The organism is Streptomyces sp. NPDC040405, from assembly GCF_055595765.1.
This window is the reverse complement of the sequence record NZ_JBVIVI010000001.1, coordinates 16299-31487: the sequence shown is the minus strand read 5'-3', so window position 1 is coordinate 31487 and position 15189 is coordinate 16299. Positions and strand designations below refer to the sequence as shown.

The following is a 15189-nucleotide window of genomic DNA, read 5'->3' as shown; positions in this document are numbered from 1 at the left end:
ACACACAAAGCCGCGCCCCTGCGCCGCGTGGGCGGAGAAGCGAAGGAAAGGGGCACGGCATGAGTACGTATCTGCTCGCGGCCGAGAGCGCGTCGGACAACCGGCCGCTGATCATCACGCTCTTCAGCGTCTTCGTCCTGGCGACGCTGGGCATCACCGTCTGGGCGGGCCGGCAGACCAAGGACGCCAACGACTTCTACGCCGGTGGCAGACAGTTCTCCGGCTTCCAGAACGGGCTCGCCATCTCCGGCGACTACATGTCCGCCGCGTCCTTCCTCGGCATCGCCGGGGCCATCGCGCTCTCCGGCTACGACGGCTTCCTGTACTCCATCGGCTTCCTCGTCGCCTGGCTGGTCGCCCTGCTGCTGGTCGCCGAACCGCTGCGCAACTCCGGCCGCTACACGATGGGCGACGTGCTCGCCTACCGGATGCGCCAGCGCCCGGTGCGCACCGCCGCGGGCGTCTCCACCATCGTCGTGTCGATCTTCTACCTGCTGGCCCAGATGGCGGGCGCGGGCGTCCTCGTCTCGCTGCTGCTGGGCATCACCAGCGAGGCCGGGAAGATCCTCATCGTCGTGCTGGTCGGCGTGGTGATGATGCTCTACGTCACCATCGGCGGCATGAAGGGCACCACCTGGGTGCAGATGGTCAAGGCCGTCCTGCTCATCGCGGGCACGCTGCTGATCACCTTCCTGGTGCTGCTCAAGTTCGACTTCAACGTCTCGCAGCTGCTGGGCGAGGCGGCCAAGAACAGCGGCATGGGCAGCAAGTTCCTGGAGCCGGGCCTGAAGTACGGGATCAACGCCACCTCCAAGCTCGACTTCCTCTCCCTTGGCATCGCGCTGGTCCTCGGCACCGCCGGACTGCCGCACATCCTCATCCGCTTCTACACCGTCCCCACCGCCCAGGCCGCCCGTAAGTCGGTCAACTGGGCGATCGGCATCATCGGCGGCTTCTACCTGATGACGATCGCGCTCGGCTTCGGCGCCGCGGCCCTGCTGGACCGGGACGCCATCATCGCCTCCAACAAGTCCGGCAACACCGCGGCACCGCTGCTCGCCGAGGAGATCGGCGGCGGCGCGGACTCCACCGGCGGCGCGATCCTGCTCGCGGTGATCTCAGCGGTGGCGTTCGCCACCATCCTCGCCGTCGTCGCCGGGCTCACCCTCGCCTCCTCGTCCTCCTTCGCCCACGACCTGTACGCCAATGTGATCCGCAAGGGCCAGGCGACCCAGAAGGAGGAGATCCGGGCCGCCCGCTGGGCCACCGTCGGCATCGGCACCGTCGCCGTCGTCCTCGGAGTCTTCGCCCGAGATCTCAACGTCGCGGGGCTCGTCGCCCTCGCTTTCGCGGTCGCCGCCTCCGCGAACCTGCCGACCATTCTCTACAGCCTGTTCTGGAAACGTTTCACCACCCAGGGCGCCCTCTGGTCGATCTACGGCGGACTCATCTCCTCCGTCTTCCTGGTGCTCTTCTCGCCCGTCGTCTCCGGCAAGGAGACCTCGATGTTCCCGGACGTCGACTTCCACTGGTTCCCGCTGGAGAACCCCGGCCTGATCTCCATCCCGCTGGGCTTCCTGCTGGGCTGGCTGGGCACCCTCGTCTCCAAGGAAGAGCCTGACAAGGGCAAATACGCCGAACTGGAGGTCCGCTCGCTCACCGGACACGGCGCCCACTGACGCCCAGGGGGGTGTCTTGCCGGTCATGCCGGGCTCCCGACGCCTGGCGCGGCACCTCGCGGCCCCGCGCTCGTCGCACGCAGCGCCTCCCCCAGCTACCGCTGGGCGGTGCCCCCTGCACCAGACGCCGCTCGCTGATCCGGCCTGACCGACAAGACACCCCCAACCACCCCCCGGCGGCCCCTCACTGTCGTCGCCTTCGCGTACGGTGCGGGACAATTGACCGCAACGCACTCAAGGCAACCGTGAGGGGCCGCCGACATGCTGATCGACACCTATGGTCGAGTCGCCACTGACCTGCGTGTCTCCCTGACCGACAGGTGCAACCTGCGGTGCACTTACTGCATGCCGGAAGAGGGGCTCCAATGGCTCGCCAAACCGGATCTCCTCACCGACGACGAGATCGTCCGGCTGATCGGGATCGCGGTCGGCGACCTCGGCGTCACCGAGGTCCGCTTCACCGGCGGTGAGCCGCTGCTGCGCCCCGGACTCGTCTCCATCGTCGAGCGCTGCGCGGCGCTCACCCCGCGCCCCGAGATGTCCCTGACCACCAACGGCATCGGTCTGGAGCGCACCGCCGAGGCCCTGCGCGACGCCGGCCTGGACCGGGTCAACGTCTCGCTGGACACCCTGCGCCCCGACGTCTTCCAGGCCATGACCCGGCGCAAGCGCCACGGCGACGTGCTGCGCGGCCTCGCCGCCGCGCACTCCGCCGGGCTCACCCCGGTCAAGGTCAACGCCGTGCTGATGCCCGGGCTCAACGACGACGAGGCCCCCGATCTGCTCGCCTGGGCCCTGGAGAACAGCTATGAGCTGCGCTTCATCGAGCAGATGCCGCTCGACGCCCAGCACGGCTGGCACCGCGAGGGCATGATCACCGCCGGGGACATCCTGGAGAGCCTGCGCACCCGCTTCACCCTCACCGCCGAGGGCGAGGACGAGCGCGGCTCCGCACCCGCCGAGCGCTGGCTGGTCGACGGCGGCCCGGCCCGCGTCGGCGTCATCGCCTCCGTCACCCGCCCCTTCTGCCGCGCCTGCGACCGCACCCGGCTCACCGCCGACGGACAGGTGCGCACCTGCCTGTTCGCGCGCGAGGAGTCCGACCTGCGGGGCGCGCTGCGCTCCGGCGTGCCGGACGCGGAGATCGCCCGGCTATGGCGGCAGGCGATGTGGGGGAAGAAGGCGGGGTCCGGACTGGACGACCCGTCGTTCCTGCAGCCGGACCGCCCGATGTCGGCGATAGGCGGCTGATCAACGGCGTTGGCGGCCGCTCACTGGTTTTCGGCGGCCGTCCATTCTTCCAGGGACACCACGTCCTTGAGGAAGTCGCGCATGCCCAGGAACTTCGACAGATGCTCGCGGTGCTCCTCGCAGGCCAGCCAGGTCTTCCGCCGCTCCGGGGTATGGAGCTTGGGGTTGTTCCAGGCCAGCACCCAGACGGCGGGGGCGCGGCAGCCCTTGGCGGAGCAGATCGGGATGTCGGTCTCGGTGGCGGTGTCGAGGATGTTCACACCGCAAACTGTACGGACACCGCCGACTCTGCAAAAAGTGCCGCGGACATGACGACGCCGGGCAGCCACGGGGGGAGCCGCCCGGCGTCGGTCCGTCGCTCCGACGGGGGATGCGGAGCGCGTACGAAGTATGTCACGAGGGATAGGGCGCGGTGCACCGGAACAGCATGATTGATCTGAGGTTTTCCTGAGGTTCGGGAAACGCGGCAGGTCAGCCGTGTCCCCCGCGTCCATCCTCGCTGGTATGTGCGGCATCTCCCGGGACGGAATCCGCCGACGCCGATTCCGGCTCCGAATCGGGCTCCGATTCCCGCTCCGAATCCGACGGCGAATGCGGCGCCGAATCCGAGGGCGTCTCGTCCGGGCCGGAGTTGAGCATCGGGCGCATCGGCGTCGGGATGTAGGTGGTGGGAAGCGAAGGGGCGTTCTCCCGGCCCGCGTTCGCAATCACGACCGCCACATAGGGCAGCAGCACACCCAGCACCAGGGCAACGATGGCCACATGGCGCTCGACGTTCCACAGCACGGCCGCCAGCACGACCGCCACCGTCCGCACCGACATCGAGATCACATAGCGCCGCTGCCGGCCGCGCACATCGTCGGCCAGCCCCTGACGGGCCCCGGTGATCCGGAAGACCTCGGCATCGCTGTGCTTCCGCATCACGTTCCACCACCTGGTCCCCGAGCAGGTATCCCCCGCTTCGATACGCACTCAACGTTACGCCGCGCCCTCATACGGTTCGAGACCGGGGCACCCCGATGGGTGGCGACGCCGGTACGGCAAGGCATGTACGGAACGCTTCGACATGCGCCGTAGCGAAAACGGCCGAACACTGGGAGGAAACGCGCATTCCCCGCCGCGGCAGGAGGCGACATGAACTGGCTGTGGGCGATCGTCGTAGGAATCATTCTCGGTGTGATCGCCAGGGCGATTCTGCCGGGAAAGCAAGACATCCCCCTGTGGCTGACCTGTATTTACGGCATCCTCGGGGCCATCGTGGGCAATGCGGTGGCCGGGTGGATCGGGGTCAGGCACACCGGCGGATTCGACTGGATCCGGCATCTGCTGCAGCTGGCCGGGGCCATCGTGATCGTCGCCCTGGGCACCCCGCTGTGGCAGACAATCCGCCATGGCGGCAGGAGAGAACGGGCCTGAGCGGGCCCGGGGGCCGGGAGTGCACGGCATGAGCCGCGGCGGCCGGGGCGCATGGTGGAAGCGCACCGGCCGCCGCTCCGGCTCACGGGATCGTGGAGATCACCGAGACGGTCGGGACCACCGGGACGGTCGGGATCACACGCCCTGGAGCTGGGCGATCTTCCGTCCGGCCTTGAGGTAGACCCCGCCGGAGGGCGCGGTGAGCCCGGCCTCCGCCAGCACCTCCGCGACCACCTCGGCCAGCGGCCGTACCGCCTGGGCCTCGGCGAGCACGATCGCCTTCTGACCGTCCTCGGCCTCCACGACCAGCCGCAGACCGTTCTGCTTGGCGACCCGGCGGGCCGCCGACGCGCTCGGCTGGAACTCCAGAACCTTGCTCAGCACGGTCGCGATGGTCTCGCCGCCGTGCTCCGCGGCGTCGACCACCGGCAGCGTCCCGACGTCGGTGAAGCTCTTCTTGGAGAACTGCGCGACGAAGCCCGCGCGCGCCGCCATGGCCGCCTCGATGCCGTACAGCGCCGTGACGACCTCACCCGCCAGCACCTTCTTGAGGTCCATCGGGTGCAGCGACTTGGTCTCCAGCCGGGTGGTCGCGGCGGCGATCTCCGCGTCCGTCCACTCCGTCCACGCCTCCAGGTACGGCTTCATCAGCCGGTCCGGAATCGACATGATCTTGCCGAAGACATCGTCGGCGGGCGCGCTGAGCGCCACGTAGTTGCCCTTGGACTTGGACATCTTGGCGCCGGTGCCGTCCGTGCCCTCGATCAGCGGCATGGTGACGACCAGCTGCGGCTGCTGGCCGCGCAGCTCCATCAGCTTGCGGCCCATCTGCAGATTGAGCAGCTGATCGGCGCCGCCCAGCTCCACATCGCTCTCCAGCGCCACCGAGTCGAGGGCCTGGGCGATCGGGTACAGCAGCTCCGACATGGTCAGCCCGGACCCCGCGGCCAGCCGGTTGCGGAAGTCGTCGCGCTGCAGCAGCTGCGACACCGGCACCTGGGCGAGCAGCCCCAGCAGCTCCGGGAAGGTGTACGGCGCCAGCCACTCGCTGTTCTGCCGGAAGCCGACCTTCTCGAAGTCGAAGAACGGCCGGACCTGCTGCTGGTAGCCCGCGAGGTTCCGCGCGATGTCGTCGTCGGTGAGCGGCGGGCGCTCGGCCGTACGCCCCGAAGGGTCGCCGATCTTGGCCGTGAAGTCGCCGATCAGCAGGGTGACGTCGTGCCCCATCCGCTGGAAGCGGTTGAGGACGATCATCGGCACGGTGTGGCCGAGGTGCACATCGGCGGCCGTCGGGTCGATGCCCAGCTTGATGGCGAGGCCCCGGCCCGCGGTCCGGCGCTCCTCGATCCGCTCGGCCAGCTCCTTGACGCCCGGCAGGACCTCGACCGAACGGGAGGCGATCAGCTCGGCCTGCTCCTGTGCCGACAGATCACTCAGATCGAGGGAGCGCCGCGCGGCCGTCTCGGCGAGCAGTTGCTCGACGGTCTTGTCGGCGGAGAGGTCCTGGTCGAGCAGCTCGCGGGCGCGGGCGACGGATGCGCCGAGGCGTGTCATGGGGTTCCTGGTGAGAGTCATGGGCGGACGGATGGGCGGGGACCAGTCTATTCGCCGGTACCACCCGGCCCCTCTCGATTTCCTCCCGCCGCTCTCACACCCCCTTGCTGACCGAGCTCATGTTGAAGTCCGGGATCCGCAGCGCGGGCATCGCGGCACGGGTGAAGTAGTCGCCCCACTCGCGCGGCAGGGTCGGTTCGGTGCGCCCCGCCTCGGTGGCGCGGGAGAGCAGGCTCACCGGCGACTCGTTGAAGCGGAAGTTGTTCACCTCGCCGACGACCTCGCCGCCCTCCACCAGATACACCCCGTCCCGGGTCAGCCCGGTCAGCAGCAGGGTGGCCGGATCGACCTCGCGGATGTACCACAGGCAGGTCAGCAGCAGGCCCCGCTCGGTCGAGGCGACCATCTCCTCCAGCGAGCGGGTGCCGCCCGCGTCCAGGATCAGATTGTCGATCCCCGGGGCCAGCGGCAGCCCGGTCAGCCCCGCCGTGTGCCGGGTGGTGACCAGGTGCTTCAGCACCCCGTCCCGGATCCAGTCGGTGGCGGGCAGCGGCAGCCCGTTGTCGAACACCGACGCGTCGTCCCCGGAGGAGTGCGCGATCACGAACGGCGCCGCCTCGAGACCCGGCTCGTGCGGGTCGCTGCGCAGCGTCAGCGGCAGCTCCGACAGCGTGTCGCCGACCCGGGTGCCGCCGCCCGGCTTGCTGAAGACCGTACGGCCCTCCGCCGCGTCCCGGGCCGCCGACGACCAGAACTGGTAGATCAGCAGATCGGCGACGGCGGTCGGGGGCAGCAGCGTCTCGTAGCGGCCCGCCGGAAGCTCCACCTTGCGCTCGGCCCAGCGCAGCCGCCGCGCCAGCTCGGCGTCGATCGCGGCCGGGTCCACGTCGCGGAAGTCGCGGGTCGCCCGCCCGGCCCAGGCCGAGCGCGTCATGTCCGGCGACTTGGCGTTCAGCTCCAGCGTGCCGCTCGGCTGGTCATGGCGCAGCCGCAGCCCGCCGGAGGTGCCCAGATAGCTGGAGATCACCTCATGGCTGGCGAACCCGTACAGCTCCCGGCCGCCCGCGTGGGCCCGGGCGAACGCCTCGCCCAGCGCCGGGGCGAAGGCCGCGAACACCTCCGAGGAGGTCTCGGCGGGGGAGTCGGTGAAGCCGGGGGAGACGGGGGAGCCCCCGACCAGCGGCTGCGCGTCCTCGGCCGGGCCCGCGTCGCGCGCGGCCGCCTCGGCGGCCCGTACCAGCGGCTCCAGCTCCCCGGCGGTCACGGCCGACCGGGACACCACCCCGGAGGCGGTCCCCTCCGCGCCGTCCACGGTGGCCACCACGGTCAGGGTGCGGCCCCGGGTGACGCCGTTGGTGGTCAGCGCGTTGCCCGCCCAGCGCAGATTGGCGGTCGACGTCTCGTTCGCGATCACCACACACCCGTCCGCGCGGGACAGCTCAAGGGTGCGCTCCACGATCTCGTGCGGCTTCACGCTCATGCTCCCGCCTCCTGGGTGGTGTTGAGGATGTTCACGCCGCGGAAGAGCGCGGACGGGCAGCCGTGTGAAACGGACGCGACCTGGCCGGGCTGGGCCTTGCCGCAGTTGAAGGCGCCGCCCAGGACATACGTCCGCGGTCCGCCGACGGCCGTCATCGAGCCCCAGAAGTCGGTCGTCGTCGCCTGGTACGCGAAGTCACGCACCTGCCCGGCCAGCGCCCCGTTCCGGATCCGGTAGGCCCGCTGCGCCGTGAACTGGAAGTTGTAGCGCTGCATATCGATCGACCACGACCGGTCCCCGACCAGATAGAGCCCGTTCTCGACGTCGCCGATCAGCCCGTCCGTGGACGGCCCATCCGGATCGGGCCGCAGCGACACGTTCGCCATCCGCTGCACCGGCACATGGCCCGGCGAATCGGCGTAAGCGCAGCCGTTGGACCGGCCCAGCCCGGTCAGCCGGGCGATCCGCCGGTCCAGCTGGTATCCCACCAGCCTGCCGTCCTTCACCAGGTCCCAGGACTGCGCGGCCACGCCCTCGTCGTCGTACCCGATCGTGGCCAGCCCGTGTTCGGCGGTCCGGTCACCGGTGACGTTCATGACGTCCGAGCCGTACCGCAGGCTGCCCAGCTGGTCGAAGGTGGCGAACGACGTCCCCGCGTACGCCGCCTCGTACCCCAGCGCGCGGTCCAGCTCGGTCGCATGGCCGATCGACTCATGGATCGTCAGCCACAGATTGGACGGATCGATCACCAGGTCGTACGAGCCCGCCTCGACCGACGGCGCGCGCATCTTCTCGGCCAGCAGCTGCGGCAGCTCGGCCAGCTCTGCGTCCCAGTCCCACCTGTCGGTCCCGGTCAGGTACTCCCAGCCCCGCCCGACCGGCGGGGCCAGGGTCCGCATCGAGTCGAACTCCCCGCTCACCGGATCCACCGCCACCGCGGTCAGCTGCGGATGCAGCCGCACCCGCTGCTGGGTGGTCGTGGTGCCCGCCGTATCCGCGTAGAACTTGTTCTCATGGACGGTCAGCAGCGACGCGTCCGCATGCGCCACCCCGTCCGCCGCCAGCAGCCGCCCGCTCCACTCGGCCAGCAGCCCCGTCTTGTCCGCGTCGGGCACCTCGAACGGGTCGATCTCGTACGACGACACCCACGTCCGGTCCGTGTGCACCGGCTCGTCCGCCAGCTCCACCTTCTCGTCCGACCCGGCCGCCTCGATCACCTTGGCCGACAGCTTCGCCATCGCCACCGCCTGCGAGGCCACCCGCGCCGCCGCGTCCATCGACAGATCCACCCCGGACGCGAACCCCCAGCTCCCCCCGTGCACCACCCGCACCGCATACCCCAGGTCCGTGGTGTCGGAGGAGCCCGCGACCCGGGCATCCCGCAGCCGCCACGCGGCACTCCGCACCCGCTCGAACCGGAAGTCCGCATGCTCGGCCCCCAACGCCCGCGCCCGCGCGAGCGCCGCGTCGGCGAGCGCGTGCAGCGGCAGCGCGAGGAAGGACGGATCGATCTCGTGCACCACGGCGACCCCTTCGTCTCTGAGTGTCCGTGGGCAGTGAACCACGCCGGTACGACACCGGGGGCGTCCCTCGCCATTCACCCCCGCCCGCACGGGGGACATGCCGTTCCGCCCAGATCTGTTCGACCTCCTTGGGCAGGGCGATCCCCTCGCAGTGATTCGCCCTAAAGTTGCCCGAACAGCCAATGGTCACCCATGTAACCGGAGACAACGATGAGCTTCACATCCCGGCCTGGAACGTATGGGGCGCGGCAGCCCGGAGCGGCAGTCCGCTGGCTGAACAAGCTGACCATGCGCCCCATCGCCCGCAAGGGCAGCGGCAAGATGCTCGGCGGCCTGGACGCCCTCGTGCTGACCACGGTCGGCAAGAAGAGCGGAGAGCCCCGCAGATCCCCGGTGTGCTGGTTCCCCGGCGAAGACGGAAGCTGGCTGGTCGTGGCCTCCGCCAACGGAGCCGCGAAGAACCCCGCCTGGTACTACAACCTCGCCGCCCACCCGGACCGGGCGGCCATCACCCTCGACGGCCGCACCGTCCCCGTCGCCGCCGAACAACTGCACGGCGAGGAACGCGAACGCGCCTGGCACGAAATCGCCACCGCGTCGGCACGCTTCGCTCAGTACCAGCGGAAGACCGACCGCGAACTGCCCGTCATCCGCCTCACCCCGCGCTCCGCGTAACGGCACGGGCTCACCCGACGAAGCGCACCTCGGGGTGGGCGGGGGAGGGGCCGTCCAGCAGATCCTGCGGACGGCCCCGCAGATGCTGGTCGAAGAACGCCGGGAGGTAGGCGCGTTGGGCGGCGACGCTGCCCTCGGGGTCCACGGTGCCGATGTACTCCTCACGGAGCTGAGCGGGGATGTCCAGGGTCTCGTCCAGGGCGGGCACGAACGCCTGGGCGTCGGTGTAGCTGAAGTGGGCGGCCCCCTCCAGGCTCAGATCGCGCTTCCAGCCGGTCGAGTGGTCCCAGAAGGACTGCCAGGAGGGCTTGTTCAGATGCGTCTGGTTTGCCTTGCCCATGAGCATGAACGGGCGGTCCAGCCCTTCCAGGGCCACGGGGAAGAACTCGGTGCCGCTGTTCTGAAGGGTGCCGTCCATGTTGATCCCCGCGTCGATACGGCCATCCACGCGCATGGCCTCCGCCGCGGTGAGCCCTCCGGCCGAATGGCCGTACATGCCGATCCGCTGCAGGTCGAGCGCCCGGCCCAGGCCGCGCGGCAGCGGGCGCCCCTCGGCGTCGGGGTTGTGGCCGCCCCGTAGGGCGGCGAGCTGGTCGAGGACGAAGCGGGTGTCGCGTATCCGGACGTCGACCGCCTTCTTCATCCGCCCGGGCGTGCCCGGATCCTTCGCCAGCTCGACCCGGCCGTCCGGGAATTCCACCGGAAAGGTCTCGTACGTGTGGTCCATGGTGACCACCACATAGCCCCGGCTCGCCAGTTCCGTGGCCATCGAGGTGCCCAGCGTGCGGGTGCTGCCCCCGCCCGGTGAGTACAGCACGACCGGCCGCCTGCCGCGGTCGTCGGCCGGGGCCCCCGAGGCCGCGTCCGTACGGATCGCGGCCCAGTCCACCTCGCCGGGGCGGGCCAGCCCGTACGAGCCCGACTCGTCCAGATAGCGGGCGGCGCCGGGCCCCAGATACGGCCGGCGGGGACAGCCGTGCGTCGAACGCGCCGGATACCAGACGTCGACCATCAGCTCCCGGTCCCGTCCCGCGACCCAGGGGTCGGGCCGGTCGCGGTCGACGAGATGCAGCTCCGTGCTCCCGACCGGGTGCGGGCCGGTCGGCCCGGGCAGCTCGAACCGGACGGCTTCATGGACTGCGGGGGAGGAGGTCCCGGGGGCGGCGGAGGCGACCGTACCCGCGGTGAGGGCGAGGACAAGGCCCGCTGCGGTGGCTAAGACTCTGTTGATTCGCATGAGGCCCACAGTGGTTCCGCGCCCCGCGTCGCCACATCCGGCGACGGGAGGAGCCGACCCCGGCATTCCACTGAGGGATTCTGTAGGAAGTCGACAGGGTCGGCCACCCGCCCCTGTGCGTGCTCGATTCTCCGAACCCGTCCGTAGCCCGGTAGTTTTTCGCACGAGGGTCGACACACGTGCGGACACGGCGTGCGGTCGAGCACGACATCTACAAGAGAGGGTGGTCCCTTGAGCCGCTCGGTTCTCGTCACCGGAGGCAACCGCGGCATCGGCCTCGCCATCGCCCGGGCCTTCGCCGACGCAGGCGACAAGGTCGCCATCACCTATCGGTCCGGTGAGCCGCCGGCCGGCTTCCTCGCGGTGAAGTGCGACATCACCGAGCCCGAGCAGGTCGAGCAGGCGTACAAGGAGATCGAGGAGAAGCACGGCACGGTCGAGGTGCTGGTGGCCAACGCCGGCGTCACCCGTGACCAGCTGCTGATGCGCATGTCGGAGGAGGACTTCTCCGCCGTCCTCGACACCAACCTCACCGGTACGTTCCGTATGGTCAAGCGGGCCAACCGGGGCATGCTGCGGGCCCGTAAGGGGCGCGTGGTGCTGATCTCGTCGGTGGTCGGGCTCATGGGCTCCGCCGGGCAGGCGAACTACGCCGCGTCCAAGGCGGGCCTGGTGGGCTTCGCCCGGTCGCTCGCCCGTGAGCTGGGCTCGCGGAACATCACCGTCAACGTGGTCGCGCCCGGTTTCGTCGACACGGACATGACGCGCGCGCTCAGCGACGACCAGCGCGAGAACATCGTCAAGCAGGTGCCGCTCGCGCGCTACGCGCAGCCCGAGGAGATCGCCGCCTCGGTCCGCTTCCTGGCCTCCGACGAGGCCGCGTACATCACTGGAGCCGTCATCCCTGTCGACGGCGGATTGGGCATGGGTCACTGAACCATGAGTGGAATTCTCGCCGGTAAGCGCATCCTCGTCACGGGCGTCATCACCGACGCGTCGATCGCCTTCCACGTTGCGAAGCTCGCCCAGGAGGAGGGCGCCGAGGTCATCCTGACCGGCTTCGGCCGGGTCTCCCTCGTCGAGCGGATCGCCAAGCGGCTGCCCAAGCCCGCCCCGGTCATCGAGCTGGACGTGCAGAACCAGGAGCACCTCGACGGGCTCGCCGACAAGGTCCGCGAGCACCTGGGGGAGGGCGTCGACCTCGACGGCGTCGTGCACTCCATCGCCTTCGGCCCGCAGGGCGCGTTCAACTTCCTGGAGGGCAGCTGGGAGGACGTCGGCACCGCCGTGCACGTCTCGGCGTACTCCCTCAAGGCGCTCACCATGGCCTGCCTGCCGGTCATGCCGCGCGGCGGCTCCATCGTCGGGCTGACCTTCGACGCGCAGTTCGCGTGGCCGAAGTACGACTGGATGGGCGTGGCCAAGGCCGCCCTGGAGTCGACCAGCCGCTACCTCGCCCGTGACCTGGGCGAGAAGAACGTGCGCTGCAACCTGGTCTCGGCCGGGCCCCTCAAGTCCATGGCCGCGAAGTCCATCCCGGGCTTCGAGGAGCTGGCGGACGTGTGGAACCACCGCGCCCCGATCGGCTGGGACCTGACCGACCCGGAGCCCGCCGGGCGCGGCGTCGTCGCCCTGCTGTCCGACTGGTTCCCGCGGACCACCGGCGAGATCGTGCACGTCGACGGTGGCGTGCACATGATGGGTGCCTGAGCCTCCGGAATCTCGACACGGCCGCCGCCCCGGCCCGCGCGCAGCGGGACCGGGGCGGCGGCCGTTCGCGTGGCAGTGGTCACCCGTTCGGGCCAGCGGGCGGGCGGGCGGCTGGCGCGGCGCGCAGGGTGGAGTACGAGCAGGGTGGAGTCAGGGGGGAGTGCGACACGACTCGCGGAGCGACAGCCCGGCCGAGGAGGTCCTGCCATGCGTACGCCCCGGCGCTTCGCGGCCGCCTCGCTGTTCGCCGCCGCGGTCGGGTGCGTACTCGCCGCCTCCGGCTCCGTCGCGTCCGTCGCGCAGGAGCGCCCCCGGCCGCGCGAGGCCGCCTGTGCCACCTCGGTGCGCGGCTCGCACGCCACCGCCAGCTGCTTCAACCCCTACCCCGACGCCGACCGGGTGCAGCTGCACGTCGAATGCGCCCGCTGGTGGGACCCGGACATGGACAGCCACCGGGTGGAGGTGGGCCCGGCGCAGCACGTGGAGCTGGACGAGCGCTGCTGGAAGGAGATCCGCAAGGCGTGGGTGACCCACCGTCGCCGCTGAACCCCCGGGGACGTACGCGCCCTCAGCCGGCCTCGGGCGTGAGGCGGCAGGCGAACGGGTGGGTGCTCGCCTCGGCCGCCGCCCGCTCCCCGTCCCGCTCCCGGATGGCCTCCACCAGCCGCGCGTGGTCCACGTACGCCTCGGGGCTCAGGCCGTCGGCCACGTCGGCGCGCAGGAAGTCCCGTACGACCGCTCCCAGGTCCGCGTAGAGCGCCGCCAGCACGTCGTTGTGGGCGGCGGCCACGATCGCCATGTGCAGCGTCGCGTCCGACTCCACGAACACCTCCGCGTCACCGGACTCCCAGGCCCGCTCGCGCCGGTTCAGCTGGGCGTCGAGCTGCCTGACGTCCTGTGCGGTACGGCGCTCCGCGGCCAGCTGCGCGGCCTTCGTCTCCAGGGCGCTGCGCAGCTCGGCCACGTGCCGCGGATCGGCGCTCGCGAACCGGCGGTGCATCACCCCGGCCAGCTCGCTGGTCGCGAGCACGTACGTGCCCGAGCCCTGCCGGATGTCCAGCAGACCGTTGTGCGCCAGCGCGCGCACCGCCTCGCGCACGGTGTTGCGCGCCACCCCGAGCTGCTCGACCAGCTCGGGCTCGGTGGGGATCCGCGAGCCCACCGGCCATTCGCCCGCGGTGATCTGGGCGCGCAGCTGGGCGATCACCTGGTCGGCGAGGGCGGAGCGCTGGGGCGACGTCAGCGGCATGACTCTCCTGTGCCTGAGACTGCTGAGACTGCTGGGGCTGTGCAACGAGCCGTTCCATGATGCCGTCCCGTTGTCACCTGGTGGTTACATATCGATTGGACAGCCATTCATCCCATGATTCTATGATGGTCGGCATGCCCAACGACGACCTCGCGACGCTCGACCCCGCGGCCCCCGCCCAACGGGACCACGAACCGCGCCCCGCACCCTCGCCGTGGCGCCGCCGCATCGTGGTCGTCGGCCTGCTGCTGGCCGCGCTCAACCTGCGCCCCGCCGTCACCAGCCTGGGCCCGCTCCTGAAGGAGGTCCGGGACGACCTGGGCATGAGCGGAACCCTCGCCGGGCTGCTCACCTCGATGCCCGCGGCCTGCTTCGCCGTCTTCGGCATCACCGCGCCCCGGCTGGCCCGCCGCTTCGGGCCCGGAGCCGTCGTCTGCACCGGTCTCGCGGCCATCGCCACGGGCCTGGCGCTGCGCCCGTTCGCGGGCGGGACGGTGGCCTTCCTGTGCGCCAGCGCGCTCGGCCTGGCCGGTATCGCGGTGAGCAACATCCTGATGCCGGTGATCGTCAAGAGCTGGTTCCCGGACCGGGTGGGCTCGATGACCGGCCTCTACTCCATGGGGCTGTCGCTGGGCACGGCCAGCGCCGCCGCCGCCACGGTACCCATGACGGACGCGCTGGGCGGCAGCTGGCGGGCCGGGCTCGGGGTGTGGGCGGTGCTCGCCGGGGTCGCGATGGTGCCCTGGCTGTTCCTCGCCCGGGACCGTACGCACCGCCCCTCTGAGCAACCGGCCGCGCCGGACCCCGCGGCCGGATCTGCCGCGCCGGAACCCGCCACCCGGATCACCCGCAGCCCCACCGCCTGGGCGATGGCCGTCTTCTTCGGCCTCCAGTCCACGGCCGCGTACATCACCATGGGCTGGATGCCGCAGATCTTCCGCGACGCGGGGGTCTCCGCCTCGACCTCCGGGGTGCTGCTCGCGGTGATCATGGCCATGGGCGTCCCGCTGGCCTTCGTCCTGCCGCGCGCCGCGGCCCGGCTGCGCAACCAGGGCGTGCTGGCCGTGGTCCTCGGCGTCTGCGGGCTCATCGGCTACACGGGCCTGTGGCTGGCCCCGGCCGGTGGCGCCTGGGTGTGGGCCGTCCTGCTCGGCGTCGCCAACTGCGCCTTCCCGCTCGCCCTCACGATGATCGGCATGCGGGCGAGGACCAGCGCGGGCGTCGTCCGGCTCTCCGCCTTCGCCCAGAGCACCGGCTATCTGCTGTCCATCCCGGGCCCGCTGCTGGTCGGCACGCTGTACCAGCACAGCGGCGGCTGGGGACCGCCGCTGGCGCTGATGGCCGGGCTGATGGTGCCGCAGATCGTGACGGGCCTGCTGGCCGGGCGCGACCGCACCCTCGAAGACGAGATCTGA

At 70.9% G+C, this 15189-nt stretch carries 15 protein-coding genes; 8 read left to right on the top strand and 7 right to left on the bottom strand.

The window, feature by feature from the left end; all coding sequences use genetic code 11:
* Positions 1-59 precede the first annotated feature (59 nt).
* Both ACZ59A_RS00165 and moaA read left to right on the top strand, forming a co-directional pair.
* Positions 60-1679, top strand: coding sequence for a solute symporter family protein (locus ACZ59A_RS00165; RefSeq protein WP_470951516.1), 1620 nt, complete (start codon positions 60-62; stop codon positions 1677-1679).
* A 261-nt stretch (positions 1680-1940) separates the two neighbouring features.
* Positions 1941-2930 carry a GTP 3',8-cyclase MoaA gene (gene moaA / locus ACZ59A_RS00160; protein ID WP_470951514.1) on the top strand — a complete coding sequence of 330 codons (990 nt, stop codon included), beginning with the start codon at positions 1941-1943 and terminating at the stop codon, positions 2928-2930.
* 20 nt (positions 2931-2950) lie between these two features.
* Here the strand turns inward: moaA and ACZ59A_RS00155 are convergent, their stop codons facing one another.
* Positions 2951-3190, bottom strand: coding sequence for a hypothetical protein (locus ACZ59A_RS00155; protein ID WP_470951512.1), 240 nt, complete (start codon positions 3188-3190; stop codon positions 2951-2953).
* A 211-nt stretch (positions 3191-3401) separates the two neighbouring features.
* A complete protein-coding gene (locus ACZ59A_RS00150; protein ID WP_470951509.1) occupies positions 3402-3851 on the bottom strand; it encodes a DUF3099 domain-containing protein in 450 nt (149 codons plus the stop codon).
* Between the two features lie 213 nt (positions 3852-4064).
* Between ACZ59A_RS00150 and ACZ59A_RS00145 the strand changes: the two genes are divergently transcribed.
* A complete protein-coding gene (locus ACZ59A_RS00145; protein ID WP_009718963.1) occupies positions 4065-4346 on the top strand; it encodes a GlsB/YeaQ/YmgE family stress response membrane protein in 282 nt (93 codons plus the stop codon).
* 135 nt (positions 4347-4481) lie between these two features.
* On the opposite strand, the gene tyrS is transcribed toward ACZ59A_RS00145, so the two are convergent.
* The 3 genes from tyrS to ACZ59A_RS00130 all read right to left on the bottom strand — a co-directional run bounded on the left by tyrS (position 4482) and on the right by ACZ59A_RS00130 (position 8903).
* The gene (gene tyrS, locus ACZ59A_RS00140) at positions 4482-5900 is read right to left on the bottom strand and encodes a tyrosine--tRNA ligase (RefSeq protein ID WP_470951506.1); all 1419 of its coding nucleotides are present in this window, start codon (positions 5898-5900) and stop codon (positions 4482-4484) included.
* Between the two features lie 94 nt (positions 5901-5994).
* Positions 5995-7380 carry a metallopeptidase TldD-related protein gene (locus ACZ59A_RS00135; protein WP_470951503.1) on the bottom strand — a complete coding sequence of 462 codons (1386 nt, stop codon included), beginning with the start codon at positions 7378-7380 and terminating at the stop codon, positions 5995-5997.
* Positions 7377-8903 carry a TldD/PmbA family protein gene (locus tag ACZ59A_RS00130; protein WP_470951500.1) on the bottom strand — a complete coding sequence of 509 codons (1527 nt, stop codon included), beginning with the start codon at positions 8901-8903 and terminating at the stop codon, positions 7377-7379. The genes ACZ59A_RS00135 and ACZ59A_RS00130 overlap by 4 nt, the downstream gene beginning before the upstream one ends.
* 210 nt (positions 8904-9113) lie before the next feature.
* On the opposite strand from ACZ59A_RS00130, the gene ACZ59A_RS00125 reads away from it, so the two are divergent.
* Positions 9114-9578 carry a nitroreductase/quinone reductase family protein gene (locus ACZ59A_RS00125; RefSeq protein ID WP_470951497.1) on the top strand — a complete coding sequence of 155 codons (465 nt, stop codon included), beginning with the start codon at positions 9114-9116 and terminating at the stop codon, positions 9576-9578.
* A 10-nt stretch (positions 9579-9588) separates the two neighbouring features.
* Here the strand turns inward: ACZ59A_RS00125 and ACZ59A_RS00120 are convergent, their stop codons facing one another.
* Positions 9589-10815 (bottom strand): alpha/beta hydrolase family protein, encoded by a 1227-nt coding sequence (locus ACZ59A_RS00120; protein ID WP_470951494.1) that lies wholly within the window; start codon positions 10813-10815, stop codon positions 9589-9591.
* A gap of 231 nt (positions 10816-11046) precedes the next feature.
* Between ACZ59A_RS00120 and fabG the strand changes: the two genes are divergently transcribed.
* The 3 genes from fabG to ACZ59A_RS00105 all read left to right on the top strand — a co-directional run bounded on the left by fabG (position 11047) and on the right by ACZ59A_RS00105 (position 13071).
* Positions 11047-11751, top strand: coding sequence for a 3-oxoacyl-[acyl-carrier-protein] reductase (gene fabG / locus ACZ59A_RS00115; protein ID WP_468056338.1), 705 nt, complete (start codon positions 11047-11049; stop codon positions 11749-11751).
* A 3-nt stretch (positions 11752-11754) separates the two neighbouring features.
* Entirely contained in the window at positions 11755-12525 is a 771-nt protein-coding gene (fabI, locus tag ACZ59A_RS00110; protein ID WP_470951491.1) for an enoyl-ACP reductase FabI, read from the top strand.
* A 207-nt stretch (positions 12526-12732) separates the two neighbouring features.
* Positions 12733-13071, top strand: coding sequence for a hypothetical protein (locus ACZ59A_RS00105; RefSeq protein WP_470951488.1), 339 nt, complete (start codon positions 12733-12735; stop codon positions 13069-13071).
* A gap of 22 nt (positions 13072-13093) precedes the next feature.
* Here ACZ59A_RS00105 and ACZ59A_RS00100 read toward each other — a convergent pair whose 3' ends face one another.
* Entirely contained in the window at positions 13094-13774 is a 681-nt protein-coding gene (locus ACZ59A_RS00100; protein WP_470951486.1) for a FadR/GntR family transcriptional regulator, read from the bottom strand.
* Positions 13775-13908: 134 nt separating this feature from the next.
* On the opposite strand from ACZ59A_RS00100, the gene ACZ59A_RS00095 reads away from it, so the two are divergent.
* Positions 13909-15189 carry a CynX/NimT family MFS transporter gene (locus ACZ59A_RS00095; protein WP_470951483.1) on the top strand — a complete coding sequence of 427 codons (1281 nt, stop codon included), beginning with the start codon at positions 13909-13911 and terminating at the stop codon, positions 15187-15189.

Bases quoted from the DNA above. Each gene is read 5' to 3' on its own strand.
- ACZ59A_RS00165 (WP_470951516.1), top strand. From the start codon at position 60: ATGAGTACGTATCTGCTCGCGGCCGAGAGCGCGTCGGACAACCGGCCG.
- moaA (WP_470951514.1), top strand. From the start codon at position 1,941: ATGCTGATCGACACCTATGGTCGAGTCGCCACTGACCTGCGTGTCTCC.
- ACZ59A_RS00150 (WP_470951509.1), bottom strand. From the start codon at position 3,851: ATGCGGAAGCACAGCGATGCCGAGGTCTTCCGGATCACCGGGGCCCGT.
- ACZ59A_RS00145 (WP_009718963.1), top strand. From the start codon at position 4,065: ATGAACTGGCTGTGGGCGATCGTCGTAGGAATCATTCTCGGTGTGATC.
- tyrS (WP_470951506.1), bottom strand. From the start codon at position 5,900: ATGACACGCCTCGGCGCATCCGTCGCCCGCGCCCGCGAGCTGCTCGAC.
- ACZ59A_RS00135 (WP_470951503.1), bottom strand. From the start codon at position 7,380: ATGAGCGTGAAGCCGCACGAGATCGTGGAGCGCACCCTTGAGCTGTCC.
- ACZ59A_RS00125 (WP_470951497.1), top strand. From the start codon at position 9,114: ATGAGCTTCACATCCCGGCCTGGAACGTATGGGGCGCGGCAGCCCGGA.
- ACZ59A_RS00120 (WP_470951494.1), bottom strand. From the start codon at position 10,815: ATGCGAATCAACAGAGTCTTAGCCACCGCAGCGGGCCTTGTCCTCGCC.
- fabI (WP_470951491.1), top strand. From the start codon at position 11,755: ATGAGTGGAATTCTCGCCGGTAAGCGCATCCTCGTCACGGGCGTCATC.
- ACZ59A_RS00105 (WP_470951488.1), top strand. From the start codon at position 12,733: ATGCGTACGCCCCGGCGCTTCGCGGCCGCCTCGCTGTTCGCCGCCGCG.
- ACZ59A_RS00100 (WP_470951486.1), bottom strand. From the start codon at position 13,774: ATGCCGCTGACGTCGCCCCAGCGCTCCGCCCTCGCCGACCAGGTGATC.
- ACZ59A_RS00095 (WP_470951483.1), top strand. From the start codon at position 13,909: ATGCCCAACGACGACCTCGCGACGCTCGACCCCGCGGCCCCCGCCCAA.